This window comes from Variovorax sp. GW821-FHT10C12, from assembly GCF_059415405.1.
In genome coordinates this window covers 539,520-554,340 of record NZ_JBWKNE010000002.1, presented here as the reverse complement: position 1 = coordinate 554,340, position 14,821 = coordinate 539,520, and the positions used below count along the sequence as shown (strand labels likewise).

Genomic DNA, 14,821 nt, shown 5'->3' with positions numbered 1-14,821 from the left:
GTGGGAGGGTGCTCAATGGGCCTGCGCATCAAAGTATGCCGGCCACGACAGCGGCGAAGCCTGGAGCCCTTCGGCCCCACGGAATGCAGACAGGGCTTTCGCGCGTGAGCCGAAGTTCATCGTTGCCACGCCGAGGTTGAAGAACGTGTTCCGATCGGTGGAGCCGAGTTCGACTGCACGCTTCAGGGCGGATGCAGCCTCTTTGTGCTTGCCTTGATCGGAAAGCACGGCGCCCAAGCACGTCAGGGCAAGGACATTGCCAGGGGATTCAACGAGCGCTTTCGAGAGCAACTCTTGCGCAGAGGCAAGGTTCGCTTCCCACTTGTCGGGGTGGTTCCATGCGTCCTCGACAAGCGATCGACTGATGGAGATGAAGTCCTCGCTCATAGGCTGTTCAGGTTTCTTTCGACTCTATTCCGTCCAGCACTCGACTGACCGGCCCCGGTCGATTCAGGTTGCAAGCAGATGTTGAAGCACCGCTCTTTGCACCGGCAAGAGGAGCTTCTTCTGCTCGTAGCCGGCGAAGTGCGGATAGCGACGAGGGTCCACCGAAAGTTCACCACCAACAGTGAACGGTGGCGTCGGCAGCAGCACGGGGTTGCCCATCCGCGCTTCGCCGAGATGGCGTTGCTGGATGAATACTTTTGAAGTGAGTCGCTAGGGCCTGGTTGCTATGGCCCGATCACCATCAGGTTTGCTTGAATGGCACGGCGTCGCGTTCGTCGCGCAATGCGCCCACAATTTCGTCGTGGCCATGGTTGTCACGCTTGATAGCAACAGCCCCTTCTTCGTCGACCGGCACCTGTGTGTTCTTCGACCACAAGACGTGTTGGCCGGTGGTGTCGTAAATGTCGGTTTGAGTTTTCCGAACGGACGACTCGACGTGCTGTGTCTGGATTACCTTTCCGACGCACTCACTTCGGATGAAGACGCCTGCTGCCACTCGAACGATTGCCATGGTTTCTCCTTGAACGCTGTTTGCGCGATTGTGCCGAAGCGCGCCGCACATTGCGCTCTCCGCACGGAAGCCTCCTCACTCGACTTTTTCCAAGAGCAGTGACAATCACCCAATGGCCCAAGGAAAACGAATTTCTTCCGACATCGGAGACGACGCGATCGCAGCGATCAAGGCGTTCGGTGCTGCCGCCAAGCTGGCGCGCACAACGGCTGGCGAGGGCCAGGCCGTTGCTGCCGCGCGCCTGGGCGTTCATGTCCAGACGATCGCGCGGATCGAATCGGGGGAGCCGGGCGTTGCCATCGGGCACGTGCTCGGCATGCTGGCGCTCTACGGCATCTCGACGACGCTGCAACAGCGACAGCAGCAACCACCGGCGGAAAACGGCGAGCGCCCCGCCTGAGCTGTCAGCCTAGCTAGGCATCGCCCACGGCCGCACGCAGCGACTGCAGCGTGGCCTCGGCGATTTCGATGCGCCGCTGCAGCTCTTCATTGACCAGCCGCACGAGCGCGCCGAGTTCGGTGCGCGTCGGGTACACATCGTCGGTGTCGTTCACACATTGCGGCACGATGAGTTTCTCGATGCACGCATACGCGCGGCGCACCATGTGAAAGCTGTCGAGGTCGTCGCAGGCCTGCAAGGCGAGCGATTCGGCTGTGACGGAAGGGGCGAGAGCCATGCGTGGCCTCCAGGCAGTTCGGTTTGCAACAACCGTCGCACCCAACGCCAATTGAGGGCGGCAGCTCGAACAGGTTGGCGTACCGGGAACTGCTTGCGCAAACCGGCGAGCCTCGCGGCTCCCTGCTCGAGCCGCCAAAAAATGGAGGCACGAACGACAAAGCCACAGAGTCTCTGCGGAGAAATCTGCGGCTTTCGTCGCAGCAGTTACACGGGACGCCAATCCCGGCCACGCCTGTTTTTGACGTGACGGCCGCAGTATAGCCACGCACCCCCACCCCCTTCACAGCGCAAAACCGAGATGCCCCTACGACCCGTGCCCCCTCCCCCGATGCTGGAACAATGCGCCGATCTATGGATGGTCTCGATCTCATCAAAACGTTCCGCGAAGTCGCGTTCCGGCGCAGCTTCTCCCGCGCGGCCCTCTCGCTGGGCATGTCCAAGGCCACGGTCAGCCGCTATGTGGCCGAGCTCGAAGCGCGCAGCGGCGTGCGCCTGCTCAACCGCTCGACCCGCTCCCTGAGCCTCACCGACGCGGGCGAGGTGCTGCTGGAACGCAGCACCGAGCTGGTGACGATGGCCGAGAACACGCTCAACGACCTGCAGGCGCACGGCTCGCACCCGCGCGGGCGCCTGCGCATGAGCGCGCCGCACGGGCTCATCGCGGGCTGGCTTTCGGACGTGATCGCGGAGTTCATCAAGCTCTACCCCGACGTGTACGTGAGCCTGAATTTCACCAACCACGACATCGACCTGATCGAGGAAGGCATCGACATCCACCTGACGGGCGGGCGCATCGACGACATGAACCTGATCGTGCGCCGGCTGGTGCGCTTCGACATGGTGGTGTGCGCGTCGCCCGCCTACTGGGCGCAGCGCGGCATTCCGCAGGTGCCCGAGGACATGGCGCGGCACGACGTGCTGAGCTATTCGCCGATGCCCACCACGCACCTGCCGTTCGAAACCGACGGCAAGGCGCACGAGGTGGCGGTGCACAGCCGCATGGAGGCCAACGACGCAGTGGCGCTGATCGAGCTGGCGCTGCGCGGCGTGGGCGTGGCCTACGTGCCCGAGCCGCTGGCGCAGTCGCACCTGGAGCGCGGCGCACTGGTGCCGGTGCTGCGCGATTACATGCCGCACGAGCATTGGCTGTACGCCGCCTACTCGCAGCGCCGCCACAACAGCGCGGCGATGCGCGCGATGCTCGACTTTCTCGAAAAATCGATGGGGCCGGTGCCCGAACCGATGCCCGCGGCAGTGCCGGTGGCGCTGCCGGCCTGTCCCGTCAACGCCGCCATCGTGGCGCGCAACACACCCGTGCCCAATGGAAAGGCCCCCTGAGTTCATGACCACGCCCGCGCTCCTGATCCGCCCACCCAAGCCCGACGACTTCGCCGCCTGGAAGCCGCTCTGGGACGGCTACAACGCCTTCTACGGCCGCGAGGGCCCCACGGCCCTGCCCGACGCGATCACGCAGGTCACGTGGCAGCGCTTCTTCGATCCGTACGAGCCGGTGCATGCGCTGGTGGCCGAGCGCGAGGGGCAACTGGTGGGGCTGGTGCATTACCTGTTCCACCGCAGCACGAACCGCATCGAACCCAACTGCTACCTGCAGGATCTGTTCACGCAATCGTCCGAACGCGGCCAGGGCGTGGGCCGGCAGTTGATCGAGGGCGTGTACGAACAGGTGCGGCTCGCGGGCGCGCACCGCGTGTACTGGCAGACGCACACGACCAATGCGGCGGGGCGGATGCTCTACGACAAGATGGCAAAGCACGAGGGCTTCATCGTCTACGCGACGATGGTCTGATCGATCAGTACTTGATGGTGACGCCGGCCTTCACGCCGGTGTTGGCCTTGCCGTCCGAATGCGCGCCGCCCGAGAAGGAGACGTCGCCGCCGGTCTTGGCACCGACCGAATAGGTGGGCCGCTTGCCCGACGTGTCGGTGCCGGCCTCCAGCGCACTGCCATCCGGGCGCTGCACGCCGACCGTGGCGCCGTTCGTGCGGGCCGAGGTTTCGGTGGAGTTCACGTTGGGGGCGATGTAGGCCGTGCCCTTGTCGTCGCTGTCGATGGGCACTTTGACGGGCTCCGCAATGGCCACGACGGCCGCTGTGCAAGCAGCCACACCCAGGCACGCAAGAATCACTCTGTTCATGGGGACCGATGGTGGGTGCTGACCGTCGCGCGGGCTGTGGGCGTGGCCTCACGGCGCGCGTAGGACGAAGACGGCATCAATGCCACGACTGGTTGAACAGGAAGAACGCCGCGAGCACCCACAGCAACAGCACGAGGTGCGTGAGCTGCAAGCCATCCTGCCGAATCCAGTAGGCGAACCACAGGCCGCCCAGGTGCATGGCGAAGAGGAAGGCGGCAAAGCCGGCGAGCCCCAGGTTGAGCCACGGTCGTGCGGCCGCCAGGTCGCCGCCGACCACCAGCATCGCGCTGCCGGCCCAGAACGCCAGTGCCGCCACCAACTGCAGTGCCAGCACCACGCCCAGCGCCGCGCGGTGCAGTGCCACCGAGCGGATGGCCCGCGTGAGCAAGGGCGTGTCGATGGCGGGATCGACGCGCAACGGCGCCATCGACATCGTGCCGCCGACCGCGAACGCCGAGCCCGCAAAGCCGCGCCAGTTGTTGCGCACCGCAATCGACAGCCACAGCGCCATGCCCAGCGCGTGAAGGGACTGGAACAGCCAGACAGAGGTAGGGAGATTCATCGGGGCGCCTGTGGCGTTAAATATCAAAGATTATTCTTTGATATTGACGCGCCCGCCGGTCTGCGCTCAAAGTCCCTCAAGGAAGGTCGAACGAACGCCATGAACACCGCCGCCCCCACCCCACCCGGCCCCTCACCGGAAGCGCTCGAACGCCTGCTGGCCGCCGGCCGCGACGGCGCCCTGCTGCGCATGAGCCTCGCACTGGCGCACCACCGGCGCGACGACGCGCCCACGGCGCGGATGCATGTGGAGAAGGCGCTCGCCTTCGACCCCGAATTCACGGCCGCATGGCGGCTGCAGGGTCTGCTCGCGCTGGCGCTCGGCGATTCTGCGAAGGCCGAGGCCTCGTTCACTCAGGCGCTGGAGGTGGCGCAGCGGCGCGGGGAGCTTCAGCTGGTGAAGGAACTCACCGTGCGGCTGCGGCGCCTGCGCACGCCGAAGCCGCCCGCCGACTGAACGGCCTCAGGCCGCCGCCGTCTTCGCCAGCGGATTGAGCCCGGGCTCGCCGACGCGCGTGAGCGTGTTGCGATCGGTGTGATGGAAAGGCTCGGCCTGGCCCAGGATCTGCATCACGGTGTCCTGGTCGTACGACCAGGTGCCGTCGGCGTTGATCTTCACCGTGATGTTCCACGCCAGCGTGGTGAAGGCACGCTCCAGGAACGGGTTCGACACGATGCCGTTCACCAGACTGCCGTGCTCGGCGCTGAGCGTGAACTCGGTGTCGCCGGGCTTCACGTGGCCGCTGGCCATGGCCACCTGTCCGCGCGGAATGGCCAGCGTAAGGAACACGGTGCTGGTGGCCGGCTCCCACAGCCAGTAGCCGACCTGGTCGTGGTACATCTTGGTGAGGCCGGGCTTGTGGATGTAGGTGTGGTAGCGCAGGCCGTACAGCAGCTGCGGGCCGTTGGTCTGCGCGTCGATGGGCTGCAGCTCGTAGTGTTCGACGTACACCTGCGTCTTCGGGCCGTCTTTCTTCGGCTTGACGTCGACGCCCTTCGTGCCCTCCCAGATGCCCGCCATCGGCCGCAGCGGACCGAGGTTGGCGAGCGTGTCGGGATCGGCCGGGGGTTCGGTGTAGATGTCTTCGGGTGTGGTCATGGTGTGTGTCGTGGGAGAAAGAAAACGGAGAGAAGCTTGTCGGTTCTGATTCTGCTTGAGTGCCGCCGCAGGTAGGTCGTCAGAGCGTGCCCCAAACCTGCACGAGCCCGACGAGGTGCACCACACCGTACACGAAGCACACGAGCGAGCTCCACACCCAGAAAGCGCTGAGACGGCGCCGGTCGAACAGCCACATCGCGACGGCGACGAGCCCGCGCAGCAGGTACACGGCCGTGATGGCGGGCAGCACCAGCGCCTGCAAGGGCAGTGGCTGCAGCACGCCGGCACCCGCGAGCGCGTAGGCGGCCCACACGCCCAGCATGCCGGCGATGACCAGCGTGACGGCCACGGGGTACAGGTGGCCGGCCTCTGCGCTCGCGGCCATGCGCTCGCCCGCGCCGAAGAAGCGGTACCAAGCCGGGCCGCCGAAGATGACGCACACATGCAAGAGCGCGGCGATGGCGCTCAGCACGGCGCCGGCGATCAGGAAGACGTTGGAGGTCACGCAGGCTTTCTCATGAGATCAGAGCAGCAGGTCGCGCGCGCGGACGGCCTCGCGCACCGGGCCGAACGCGCCGAAGCGCACGGGCAGGCCGCTGAGGGCTTCCGCGCGCTGCACCCACTCGGGTGCGTTGGCGACGGGGTGCGGGTCGTACAGGGGCTGGGCGCCTTCCAGCAGGCGGGTCAGCACGTGCTGGTGGTCGAGGTCGGGTGCGTCGCTCAGCGGCAGCGACGACAGCGTGTGGCCGTCGGCGCCGCGGTAGCCGGTGCACCAGCGCAGGTCCGCGTGCGCGAGCGTATCGAGGTGGCTGGCGAGCAGCCCGTCGAGCGGACCGGCGGCAGCGAGCGCGTAGCGCAGCAGCACGGCGTCGGGATGGCCGCGGCGGAACGCGCCCTGCCAGCCCTCGTCGGCGTTGTGCGGCTCGGCCAGCCGCGCATCGAGCGCGCGGTCGTGCGTGGGTAGCGGCCCGGCGCCGTGCCGCGTGAGGTGGCTGCGCAGCACGCCCAGGTGCTGCACGGGCGACGCGATGCCCACGTCGCGCAGCACCGCCTCGACGGCGGCGGTGGAGACGGTGCTCCAGGTCGTGTGCGGATGAAAGCCGCGCCACTCGTCGAGCAGCACGCCCTGCGCGCCTTCGAACAGCACGGTGCCGGCGCGCGCGAGCCGTTCGCCGATGGCATCGGCGCTCGCGGGCGGCGACTGGCGCAGGCAGGGCTGCACGGCGTCGAGCCAGCGTGGTGCGAGCGAGGCATCGGCGAGCACGGCCAGCTCTTGCGCGGCGTCTGCCGACGAAGGCAGCGCGTTCGCGAACTCCCGGTGCAGCGCGAGGCGCAAGGCCTCGAGCCTGTCGAGCGTGCGCGCGGGGTGAACAAGGTCGCCGTAGTGCAGCGTCGTTTCAGGCGCGGCCAGTGCTTGCCGCACGGTCTCGCCCACACCGACGCCACAGCTGCCATGCGCGGCGGTGCCGCGTGCCCATTCGCGCAGGCGGCCAGCAGCCTGATGGAACGGCGTGGTCACGCGGCAGCGCGCATCGACGAACAGGCGAGCAAAAGCGTCGGGCACGCCCGCGCGCTGCAGCACCTCGGCCTCGACGCGCAACGCCGTCGGGTGCACCACCACCGGGCTGACGAGCACAGTCGCCACGCCGGCATGGAAGCTGCCCGCGCCGAACTGCGAGAAGGTGTGGTGGCGGCCGTCGGCCAGCACCACGTTGTGGCCGGCCTGCGCGCCGCCGTTGAAGCGCACCACGGTGTGGGCACCCCAGGCGCCGCACAGGAAATCGGTGAAACGGCCCTTGCCGCAGTCGCCGAAACCGAGGCCGAGCAGCGAAGCGTAGCGCGTGGAGCTCAATGGCAAACGGTCAACCGAAGAGCCGCTTCCACCACGAGCTGCGCGCCCCATTGCCCGCAGCCGGCGTCGCGCGGCGCGGTGCAGTCGGATCGAGCAGCGCGGCGTAGCCGTCGAGCGCGTGCAGCACGCCGCCCACGCGTTCCTTGGCCATGCCGGTGGCGCCCATCACGCGGGCCAGCGCGTCGAGATTGGGCACGGCCTTCTCGGTGAGCGCGACGATGCCGGCGGCCACAGCGCAGGCGTCGTCGGGCGAGTCCATGCAGATCACGTGGTCGCCCAGCAGCTCGCGCCAGCGCGGCTCGCAGCGGCGGCGACGTTGTGCGTCGGGGATCAGGAAGAACAGGTGCGTGGTCTCGGCGGCGGCGGCGATGACTTCCTCGATGGGAATGTCCTCGTCGAGCTTCTCGCCGATGAGCCCTTCGACCTGGTGGCGCGACACGGCCGGGTACGGCAGCTCGTCGCCGGTGACGAACAGGTAGCCGCGCTTCTTGCGCTTGACCCAGCAGTCCATGTCGGTGTGCTGCGCCATGACGTAGAAGGCCAGCTCGTAGCTTTCTTCGCCGCTGCCCCCGCCGCCGCCTTCGAGGTAGCTCCAGGTGAGCCACTGGTCCATGAGGTTGGCGGTCGATTCGAACTGCCCCACCTGCAGCGGTGCCTGGTCGGAGGTGGCGTCGCCGATGGCCATGAACAGCAGCTGGGGGTCGGCCACGCCGCAGTCCGTCAGCAGCTTCATGAAGGTGGGCAGCTCGCGGCGCGCGAGGGTCTGCGGGATGTCGCCCATCGAGCCGGTGACGTCGAGCGCGAACACGATGCCCAGCGAGTTCGGGTGGTCGGCGTTGTCGCGCGACTCGCGCACCTTGAGCCCCTGCGGGTTCATGAGCGCGTGCGTGGCGGTCTGCGTGAAGACCTCGCTGCCGGACTTGGCTGCGCGGTCGGCCACGATGGCCGCGTGGGCGGCGTGCGAATAGTTTCCGTAACCCATGGAGGTGCTCCTTCGTGAGGAAAAATTGAAAGGCTGACTGCTAGCCGGCCGGCGCGGGGTCGAAATGAACAAAGCGCGGCGGCCCGAAGGCTTCGCGCGAAGCGGCCGACAGTGCCTGCTCGATGCCCTGCGCGCCCAGGCGCTCGCAGGCGATGGCGTCGTCGCTGCACTCGCGCAGCAAGGCGGCGAGCGGTGCGGGCACAGCACCATCGGACAGCAACGCGCGCACGCTGCGCGCCGACGCCATCAGGTCCCGGCCGATGGCGCCGCCGGACACGTCCTGCTTCGCCTGCGACCAGCCGATCAGCAGCACGCCGTGGTCGCGCGGATGCACGAGCGCATGCGCAGGCGTGAGCGCGCGGTGCGTCCAGCCGGCGCCGTGCACGAAGGCCAGCACCTCGAGCATGCGCCGCCAGAGCCAGACGGCATGGCGCGCATCGATGCCTTGCGGATTGGCCTGCTGCACTTCCTGCAGGCTGCCCCAGAAACCGGTCGGGTGGCGCAGCACGAGCGCCTGCCGCTCGCCATCGCCCAGGCCCTGTGCCGCGCCCAGGCCCAGCGGCTGCGGCAGCCGCCGCGTGAAGTAGGCCGCACCGGCCACCGACAGGGCTTGCAGCGCCTGCAGCACGGCGGCCTCGCGCGCCAGCACGGCGTTGCCGGCCTCGTCACGCGCAAGCTTGATCGTCACGCGCTCGGGCAGCGCGCCGAGCCGTTCGGCCAACAGCACCTCGCTGTGCTCGCCCTTGCCCAGCGGCGCGAGCACGCGGTAGTGCGCGCCGCGCCATTGCAGCAGCCGGCCGGTGTCCGCGAGCTGCGCCGCGTTGGCGCGGCGCCAGGCGGCGCGAAAGCTCTCGCGCTCGACGGTTTCGGTGCCGCGCGTGATGGTGGCGCCGCAGTAGCCGCAGTTGACGGTGCGCCAGCGCGCCGCGCGCGGCAGCGGGGCCGAGCATTGGGGGCAACTCAGTGCAAGCAGCGACAGCATGGCCGCGCCCTCCTCTTCAGTCTTCTTGCGGCGCCGCCGGGTCCGGCGACGCCAGCACGCGGTCGATGCGGCGCCCTTCGAGCGCCACGATCTCGAAGCACCAGCCGGCGCAGTCGATGTGCTCGCCCACGGCGGGCAAGTGGCCCGACACGGACATCAGCAGGCCCGCCACGGTGTTGTAGCGCCCGCGCTCTTCGTCGGGCAGTTCGCGGATGCCCAGGCGCGCGCGCAGTTCCGACACGGGCATGAGGCCGTCGAGCTCCCACACGCCGTCGGTGCGCTGGTGGGCCCAGGCATCGGCCTGCATGCCGGGTTGCAACTCGCCGGTGATGGCCTCGAGCAGGTCGCGCGGGGTCATGAGGCCCTGCACCACACCGTACTCGTCGACCACGAACACGAGCCGGCCGGCGCGCGTGCGGAACTGCTCGAGCAGCTCCATGCCGGTGAGCGTCTCTGGCACGAACACGGCCGGCGTGGCCTCCTGGCCCAGCACGCCGGTGTGGGCCGAGCCCAGGCGCAGCAGGTGCGCCACGCTGATCACGCCGACCACGTCGTCCAGCGAGTTGCGGCACACGGGGTACCACGAGTGCACGAGGTTGAGCGCCGCGGCGTCGGCCACCTTCTGCAGCGCTTGCGCCACGGTGTTGGAGGCGTCGAGCCATTCGATGTCGGCGCGCGGGATCATGAGCGACGACAGGCGGCGATCGTCCAGATGGAACACGTTGCGCACCATCTGGTGCTCGTGCTGCTCGATGACGCCGGCGTCCACGCCTTCTTCGAGGCTGGCCGAGATTTCTTCTTCGGTCACCGAGCGCGCGGCGTTGGCGTCGATGCGCAGCAGCTTCAGCGTGGTGGCGGTGGCACCGGCCAGCAGCCACACGAAAGGCTTGGCGCCCTTGGCCAGGCTGCGCATGGGGCGCGACACGAAACGCGCCACCGGCTCGGGGTACAGCTGGCCGATGCGCTTGGGCACCAGCTCGCCGAAGATGATGGTGAAGAAGGTGATGCAGGTCACCACCACCGCGGTCGACACGACGCTGGCGGTGCCGGCGCCCATGCCGACGCTTTCCATCCACACCGCGAGCGGCGCCGCAAAAGCAGCTTCGCCCACGATACCGCTGAGCATGCCGATGGACGTGATGCCGATCTGCACGGTCGAGAGGAATTGCGTGGGCGATTCCATCAGCTTCAGCGCGGCCTCCGCCCCGGTGTCCCCCGTTTCGGCCAAGGCCGCGAGGCGTGCGCGGCGGCTGGTGGAAAGGGCCATTTCGGACATTGCGAACACCGCATTGAGGGTGGTCAGCAAGGCCAGCAGGAAGACATCCATGAACAGGGGGAGAGAATGAGGGAATGTCACTTTACTGTATCGGCGACGTCCAGGGCTGCGATGCCCCCCTGGGCCGGCTGCTCGACAAGATCGATTTCTCTCCCAGCCGCGACACCCTCGTGGTGCTCGGCGACCTGGTGAACCGGGGCCCCGATTCGGCCGCGGTGCTGCGCCGCCTGCAGGGCTACGGCGCCTCGGCGTTGAGCCTTCTGGGCAACCACGACCTGCACCTGCTGGGCGTGGCGCACGGCGTGCGCAAGGGTGGCCGCAAGGACACGGTGGCCGAACTGCTGGCCGCGCCCGACAGCGAGGCGATGCTCGACTGGCTGCGCCAGCAGCACATGGCGCTGCACCTGCAGATCGGCGGCGGCGACCTGCTGATGGTGCATGCCGGCGTGCTGCCGCAGTGGACGGTGGGCGACACGCTGGCGCTGGCGTCGGAGGTCGAGTCGGTGCTGCGCGGCCCCGCGCTGGGCGACTTCCTGCACGAGATGTACGGCAACACGCCCGACCACTGGGACGACGCGCTCACGGGCCACGCACGGCTGCGCGTGATCGTGAACGCGCTCACGCGCCTGCGCTACTGCACGCCCGAGGGCGTGATGGAGTTCGAGAGCAAGGACGGCGCCATTCCCGGCCCCGAGGGCTACCTGCCGTGGTTCGACGTGCCGGGCCGCAAGACGGCCGCGGCCACCGTCGCCTTCGGCCACTGGTCGACGCTGGGCTGGCTCTCGCGGCCCGACCTGCTGTCGACCGACACGGGCTGCGTGTGGGGCGGCTGCCTCAGCGCGGTGCGCTTCGGCGCGACGCTGGACCAGCGCGAACTGGTCCAGGTGAATTGCGAGCAGGCGCAGAAGCCCGGCAAAGGGGCCTGACGGGCACCCGCCCCGTTCGGAGGCTCAGAACCCGTGCGTCATCAGCGCGTAGACCGTCTGCACGCCGGTCACGTAGTTGCCCATGCGCAGGTTCTCGTTCGCCGCGTGCTGGTTGTTGTCGGCGTTCACCAGCGGAATGATCGCGAACGGCACCTGCAGCACGCGCACGATTTCCGCGGTCGGCACGGTGCCGCCCATCATGCGGATGCGCACCGGCTCGGGCGTGGTGCCGAAGGTGTCGGTCAGCGCCTTGTAGGCCCACTGGCCGATCGGTGAATTGATCGGCGAGCCCGCCGCATCGGCCCCCTCGCTGCGGTAGCTGAAGCTCGCGATCTTGTCGTAGCGGGCACGCTCCTCGTCGGTCGGCGCGCCCTTCACGAGGTGGTAGCCCTGCTTGACGATGTGCGCCTCGATCAGCTTGCCCAAATAAGGCGCGTCGGAGTCGGGCGTGGTGCGCAGGTCCATTTCGGCCTCGGCCTTGTCGGGGACGATGTTCGCCACCTTGTCGCCCACGGCCGCCGAGGCCATGCCGCGCACGTTCAGCGAGGGGTACTGCATCGCCTCCTGGTAGTTGGCGCCGACCTTGTCGGTGCGCGCGATGCCCAGGCGGCGCTTGAGCGCGGCCTCGTCGTCGGGCACGGCGGCCATGATCTTGCGCTCGGCCTCGCCGATCTTCACGCGGTCGTAGTAGCCGGGCACGGTCACGCGCCCGGTGTCGTCCTTCATCGTGGCCAGCAGGCTGGCCAGGCGCTGCGCCGGGTTGGGCGCGTAGTTGCCGTAGTGCCCGCTGTGCAGCGGCACCTTGGCGCCGTACACGGTGAGCCGCGCATCGGCCGCGCCGCGGTTGCCGAACACCAGCGTGGGCCGGTTGGTGGCGTGCATGGGGCCGTCGTGGATCACGATGGCGTCGCTGCGCAGCAGCTCGCGGTGCGCCTGCATGACCTGGCTGATGGACGGCGAGCCTTTTTCTTCCTCGCTGTCGAGGATCACCTTCACGTTGACCGCCGGCTGGCCGCCGCCGGCCTTCAGCGCGTCGATGGCGGCCAGCAGCATCATGATCGGGCCCTTGTCGTCGGCCGAGGCCCGGCCGAACACGCGCCACTCGGGGTCCAGCGGGCCGCTGAAGAGCGGGGCCGCGTCGATCTCTTCCCACTCGCCCTTGTCCGTCTTGCGCTTGAGCACAGGCGTCCACGGGCTCTTTTGCGCCCACTGCGCGGGGATCACCGGCTGGCCGTCGAGGTGCATGTAGAAGAGCACCGTCTTGCGCGCCGGGTCGCTGCCCGGGAACTCGGCGTAGAGCATCGGCTTGCCGCTGTTGGGCAGCTGCTTCGTCGTGAAGCCGCGCTTGCGGAAGGCCTGCTCCAGCCAGTCGACGTTCTTGCGGATGTCTTCCGGCACGGTGGCGTCGTTGGGCAGGGCCAGCAGCTCGAAGTACTCGCGGTAGGTGCCCTGCGCCTGGCGCTCGGCCTGGGCCGGCGAGAGTTCGGCCGACTGCGCGAGGCCGTGGCCCAGCAGCAGGACGGCCGTGGGGAGCAGCGCCATCAGGCGGCGGGGAAAGCGGGGGGAACGAGTGGGCATGGATGGCAGCGCAGAAGGGAGCAGAACGAGGAACGGGGTGTCTGCGCAGCATAAAAAGCGGGCAGCTTTTCAACAATTGCTATTTTCTTGAGCTACCTTTGCATTTCTTGCAAACCTCCTACTCCCTCATTCCCATGCCCAGCCGTCGCCTGCAGGAAACCTCGCTGCGCTACTTCCTCGAAGTGGCCCGCACCGGCTCGCTCACCGAGGCCGCCGCGCGGCTGAACGTCAGCATCTCGGCCGTCAGCCGCCAGGTGGCCGCGCTCGAAACGCTGGTGGGCGCGCCGCTGTTCGAGCGCCGGCCGCGCGGCATGGTGCCCAGCGCCGCGGGCGAACTGCTGGCGGCGCACGCCCTGCGCGGCGCGCTGGAGGCCGAGCGCGTGCTGTCGGACATCCAGGCGCTGCAGGGGCCGCTGAGCGGACGCGTGCGCATCGCCTGCTCCTCGGGCTTCGCCAACGAGTTCCTGCCGCGCACCATCGCGGCGTTTCGCGCGCAGTACCCGGGTGTGCGCTTCCGGCTCGATGCCACCGGCCCGACGCAGGTGAGCGATGCCGTGCTGCTCGGCGAGGCGGACATCGGCCTCACCTACAGCCGCGCGGCGGTGCGCGGCATCCGGGTCGAGCACCGCCAGCCGGCGTCGGTGTTCGTGGTCATGCGGCCCGACCATGTGCTGGCCGCCTCGCGCAGCGTGACGCTGGCGCAGATGCATCCCTTTCCCATCGCACTCAGCAGCCCCGAGAACACGGTGCGCCAGCTGTTCGACGTGGCCTGCAGCAACCGCGGCCTCGTATTCGAACCCGTGCTGGTGAGCAACCGCTTCGAGGCCATCGCCAATTTCGTGCTGCAGGGCGGCGGCCTGGGCATCACGGGAGAGATCACGGTGCGCGACCGCGTGCAGCGCGGCGAGCTGGTCGCGGCCGAGATCCGCGAGCCCGGCATGCGCGGGCGTTCGGTCGAGTTGCAGACGCTGGCCGATCGCACGCTGCCGGAGGTGGTGCGCACCTTCCTGGACTGTCTGCGCGAGCAGCTGCCGGCGGCCGGCCGCACGCCCACGCCGCGCACACGCAAGGCCGCCTGAACTCAGCCGCGCGCGGGCCCGGCCCCCGGGAACCTGATCACCCGGCGCTGCGTCGCGCCCGAGGGGCGCAGCAGCCCGCGCCGCGTGGCCTCGTGCACGGCCTGCGTGCGCGAATGGACCGACAGCTTGCGGTAGATGCTCTTGATCTGGCTGGCGACCGTGCTGTCGGAGCGGTGCAGCGCCTCGGCCACGCGCCGGTTGCTCCAGCCCTGGGCCACGAGTTCGAGCACCTTGAGTTCACGCGGCGAGAGCAGGCCCTCGTCGCCGGCGTCTTCCTGCGCCCGGTCGAGCCCGTGCGCCGCCAGGGCCGCCTCCTCGATGTCGCACAGGATCTGCCGCGCCGTGCGCGCAGCGGCCCACACGTCGCCGCGCTCGACCGCCGCCATCAGGTTGGCCAGCTCCAGCTGGTTGGCCTGGGCAAAGAGCCGCGCCGCGGCATTCGCGGCCACGGCGGGGCTCAAGGGCGGTGCGTCGTCCAGTTCCGAAATGGCACGCAGCTCGGCGCTTCCTTTGGACATGTCAATGCTCGCTCGGTCAATCAACGCTGGGGGAAAAAGTAAACCCGGTGTCCCTTTGCAATGAAATTGCCATGCAGGACGCCTGCTGCGAGCCTGAGGGCGCTTTGTAAACAGCCTTGACCATCCGTCTCAGTTCTTGGGAGAATTCCGCGAAATCTGTGATTTTTTAACGCTT

General features: G+C 68.6%; 20 protein-coding genes. 6 read left to right on the top strand and 14 right to left on the bottom strand.

The annotated features are described in order from the left end of the window. Nucleotides 1-12 precede the first annotated feature (12 nt). From AC07OH_RS15855 to AC07OH_RS15845, 3 genes are all read right to left on the bottom strand, one after another. On the bottom strand, nucleotides 13-387 hold the full coding sequence (locus AC07OH_RS15855) for a hypothetical protein (RefSeq protein ID WP_495301322.1): 375 nt from the start codon (nucleotides 385-387) through the stop codon (nucleotides 13-15). A gap of 63 nt (nucleotides 388-450) precedes the next feature. After that, the gene (locus AC07OH_RS15850; RefSeq protein WP_495301321.1) at nucleotides 451-606 is read right to left on the bottom strand and encodes a hypothetical protein; all 156 of its coding nucleotides are present in this window, start codon (nucleotides 604-606) and stop codon (nucleotides 451-453) included. An 82-nt stretch (nucleotides 607-688) separates the two neighbouring features. Further along, the gene (locus AC07OH_RS15845; protein WP_495301320.1) at nucleotides 689-958 is read right to left on the bottom strand and encodes a hypothetical protein; all 270 of its coding nucleotides are present in this window, start codon (nucleotides 956-958) and stop codon (nucleotides 689-691) included. 112 nt (nucleotides 959-1,070) lie between these two features. Between AC07OH_RS15845 and AC07OH_RS15840 the strand changes: the two genes are divergently transcribed. Then, the gene (locus AC07OH_RS15840) at nucleotides 1,071-1,358 is read left to right on the top strand and encodes a helix-turn-helix domain-containing protein (RefSeq protein WP_495301319.1); all 288 of its coding nucleotides are present in this window, start codon (nucleotides 1,071-1,073) and stop codon (nucleotides 1,356-1,358) included. Between the two features lie 13 nt (nucleotides 1,359-1,371). Here AC07OH_RS15840 and AC07OH_RS15835 read toward each other — a convergent pair whose 3' ends face one another. Next, a complete protein-coding gene (locus AC07OH_RS15835) occupies nucleotides 1,372-1,635 on the bottom strand; it encodes a hypothetical protein (RefSeq protein WP_495301318.1) in 264 nt (87 codons plus the stop codon). Between the two features lie 353 nt (nucleotides 1,636-1,988). Here AC07OH_RS15835 and AC07OH_RS15830 point away from each other — a divergent pair, with 353 nt between their 5' ends. Both AC07OH_RS15830 and AC07OH_RS15825 read left to right on the top strand, forming a co-directional pair. Further along, entirely contained in the window at nucleotides 1,989-2,975 is a 987-nt protein-coding gene (locus AC07OH_RS15830) for a LysR family transcriptional regulator (RefSeq protein WP_495301317.1), read from the top strand. A 4-nt stretch (nucleotides 2,976-2,979) separates the two neighbouring features. After that, entirely contained in the window at nucleotides 2,980-3,444 is a 465-nt protein-coding gene (locus tag AC07OH_RS15825) for a GNAT family N-acetyltransferase (RefSeq protein ID WP_495301422.1), read from the top strand. A 4-nt stretch (nucleotides 3,445-3,448) separates the two neighbouring features. Here the strand turns inward: AC07OH_RS15825 and AC07OH_RS15820 are convergent, their stop codons facing one another. Together AC07OH_RS15820 and AC07OH_RS15815 are read right to left on the bottom strand one after the other, a co-directional pair. After that, nucleotides 3,449-3,793 carry a hypothetical protein gene (locus tag AC07OH_RS15820; RefSeq protein ID WP_495301316.1) on the bottom strand — a complete coding sequence of 115 codons (345 nt, stop codon included), beginning with the start codon at nucleotides 3,791-3,793 and terminating at the stop codon, nucleotides 3,449-3,451. Between the two features lie 76 nt (nucleotides 3,794-3,869). Further along, entirely contained in the window at nucleotides 3,870-4,355 is a 486-nt protein-coding gene (locus AC07OH_RS15815; RefSeq protein ID WP_495301315.1) for a DUF2165 family protein, read from the bottom strand. Between the two features lie 99 nt (nucleotides 4,356-4,454). On the opposite strand from AC07OH_RS15815, the gene AC07OH_RS15810 reads away from it, so the two are divergent. Further along, on the top strand, nucleotides 4,455-4,811 hold the full coding sequence (locus tag AC07OH_RS15810) for a tetratricopeptide repeat protein (protein ID WP_495301314.1): 357 nt from the start codon (nucleotides 4,455-4,457) through the stop codon (nucleotides 4,809-4,811). A gap of 6 nt (nucleotides 4,812-4,817) precedes the next feature. Here AC07OH_RS15810 and AC07OH_RS15805 read toward each other — a convergent pair whose 3' ends face one another. The 6 genes from AC07OH_RS15805 to AC07OH_RS15780 all read right to left on the bottom strand — a co-directional run bounded on the left by AC07OH_RS15805 (nucleotide 4,818) and on the right by AC07OH_RS15780 (nucleotide 10,596). After that, the gene (locus AC07OH_RS15805; RefSeq protein ID WP_495301313.1) at nucleotides 4,818-5,453 is read right to left on the bottom strand and encodes an FABP family protein; all 636 of its coding nucleotides are present in this window, start codon (nucleotides 5,451-5,453) and stop codon (nucleotides 4,818-4,820) included. Nucleotides 5,454-5,532: 79 nt separating this feature from the next. Beyond that, nucleotides 5,533-5,958, bottom strand: coding sequence for a hypothetical protein (locus AC07OH_RS15800; protein ID WP_495301312.1), 426 nt, complete (start codon nucleotides 5,956-5,958; stop codon nucleotides 5,533-5,535). 18 nt (nucleotides 5,959-5,976) lie between these two features. Then, nucleotides 5,977-7,305 (bottom strand): adenylosuccinate synthetase, encoded by a 1,329-nt coding sequence (locus AC07OH_RS15795; protein ID WP_495301311.1) that lies wholly within the window; start codon nucleotides 7,303-7,305, stop codon nucleotides 5,977-5,979. Between the two features lie 10 nt (nucleotides 7,306-7,315). Beyond that, a complete protein-coding gene (locus AC07OH_RS15790) occupies nucleotides 7,316-8,287 on the bottom strand; it encodes a VWA domain-containing protein (RefSeq protein ID WP_492677698.1) in 972 nt (323 codons plus the stop codon). A 40-nt stretch (nucleotides 8,288-8,327) separates the two neighbouring features. Further along, entirely contained in the window at nucleotides 8,328-9,269 is a 942-nt protein-coding gene (locus AC07OH_RS15785) for a BUD32 family EKC/KEOPS complex subunit (RefSeq protein WP_495301310.1), read from the bottom strand. Nucleotides 9,270-9,285: 16 nt separating this feature from the next. Continuing rightward, a complete protein-coding gene (locus AC07OH_RS15780; protein ID WP_489061873.1) occupies nucleotides 9,286-10,596 on the bottom strand; it encodes a hemolysin family protein in 1,311 nt (436 codons plus the stop codon). Nucleotides 10,597-10,619: 23 nt separating this feature from the next. Between AC07OH_RS15780 and AC07OH_RS15775 the strand changes: the two genes are divergently transcribed. Further along, nucleotides 10,620-11,471 carry a symmetrical bis(5'-nucleosyl)-tetraphosphatase gene (locus tag AC07OH_RS15775; protein WP_495301309.1) on the top strand — a complete coding sequence of 284 codons (852 nt, stop codon included), beginning with the start codon at nucleotides 10,620-10,622 and terminating at the stop codon, nucleotides 11,469-11,471. A gap of 24 nt (nucleotides 11,472-11,495) precedes the next feature. On the opposite strand, the gene AC07OH_RS15770 is transcribed toward AC07OH_RS15775, so the two are convergent. After that, a complete protein-coding gene (locus AC07OH_RS15770) occupies nucleotides 11,496-13,049 on the bottom strand; it encodes a M20/M25/M40 family metallo-hydrolase (RefSeq protein ID WP_495301308.1) in 1,554 nt (517 codons plus the stop codon). Nucleotides 13,050-13,183: 134 nt separating this feature from the next. Between AC07OH_RS15770 and AC07OH_RS15765 the strand changes: the two genes are divergently transcribed. Next, nucleotides 13,184-14,128: a LysR family transcriptional regulator gene (locus AC07OH_RS15765; protein WP_495301307.1), complete on the top strand. Its 945-nt coding sequence runs from the start codon at nucleotides 13,184-13,186 to the stop codon at nucleotides 14,126-14,128. A 2-nt stretch (nucleotides 14,129-14,130) separates the two neighbouring features. Here the strand turns inward: AC07OH_RS15765 and AC07OH_RS15760 are convergent, their stop codons facing one another. Next, the gene (locus AC07OH_RS15760; RefSeq protein WP_495301306.1) at nucleotides 14,131-14,646 is read right to left on the bottom strand and encodes a response regulator transcription factor; all 516 of its coding nucleotides are present in this window, start codon (nucleotides 14,644-14,646) and stop codon (nucleotides 14,131-14,133) included. Between the last annotated feature and the right edge of the window lie 175 nt (nucleotides 14,647-14,821).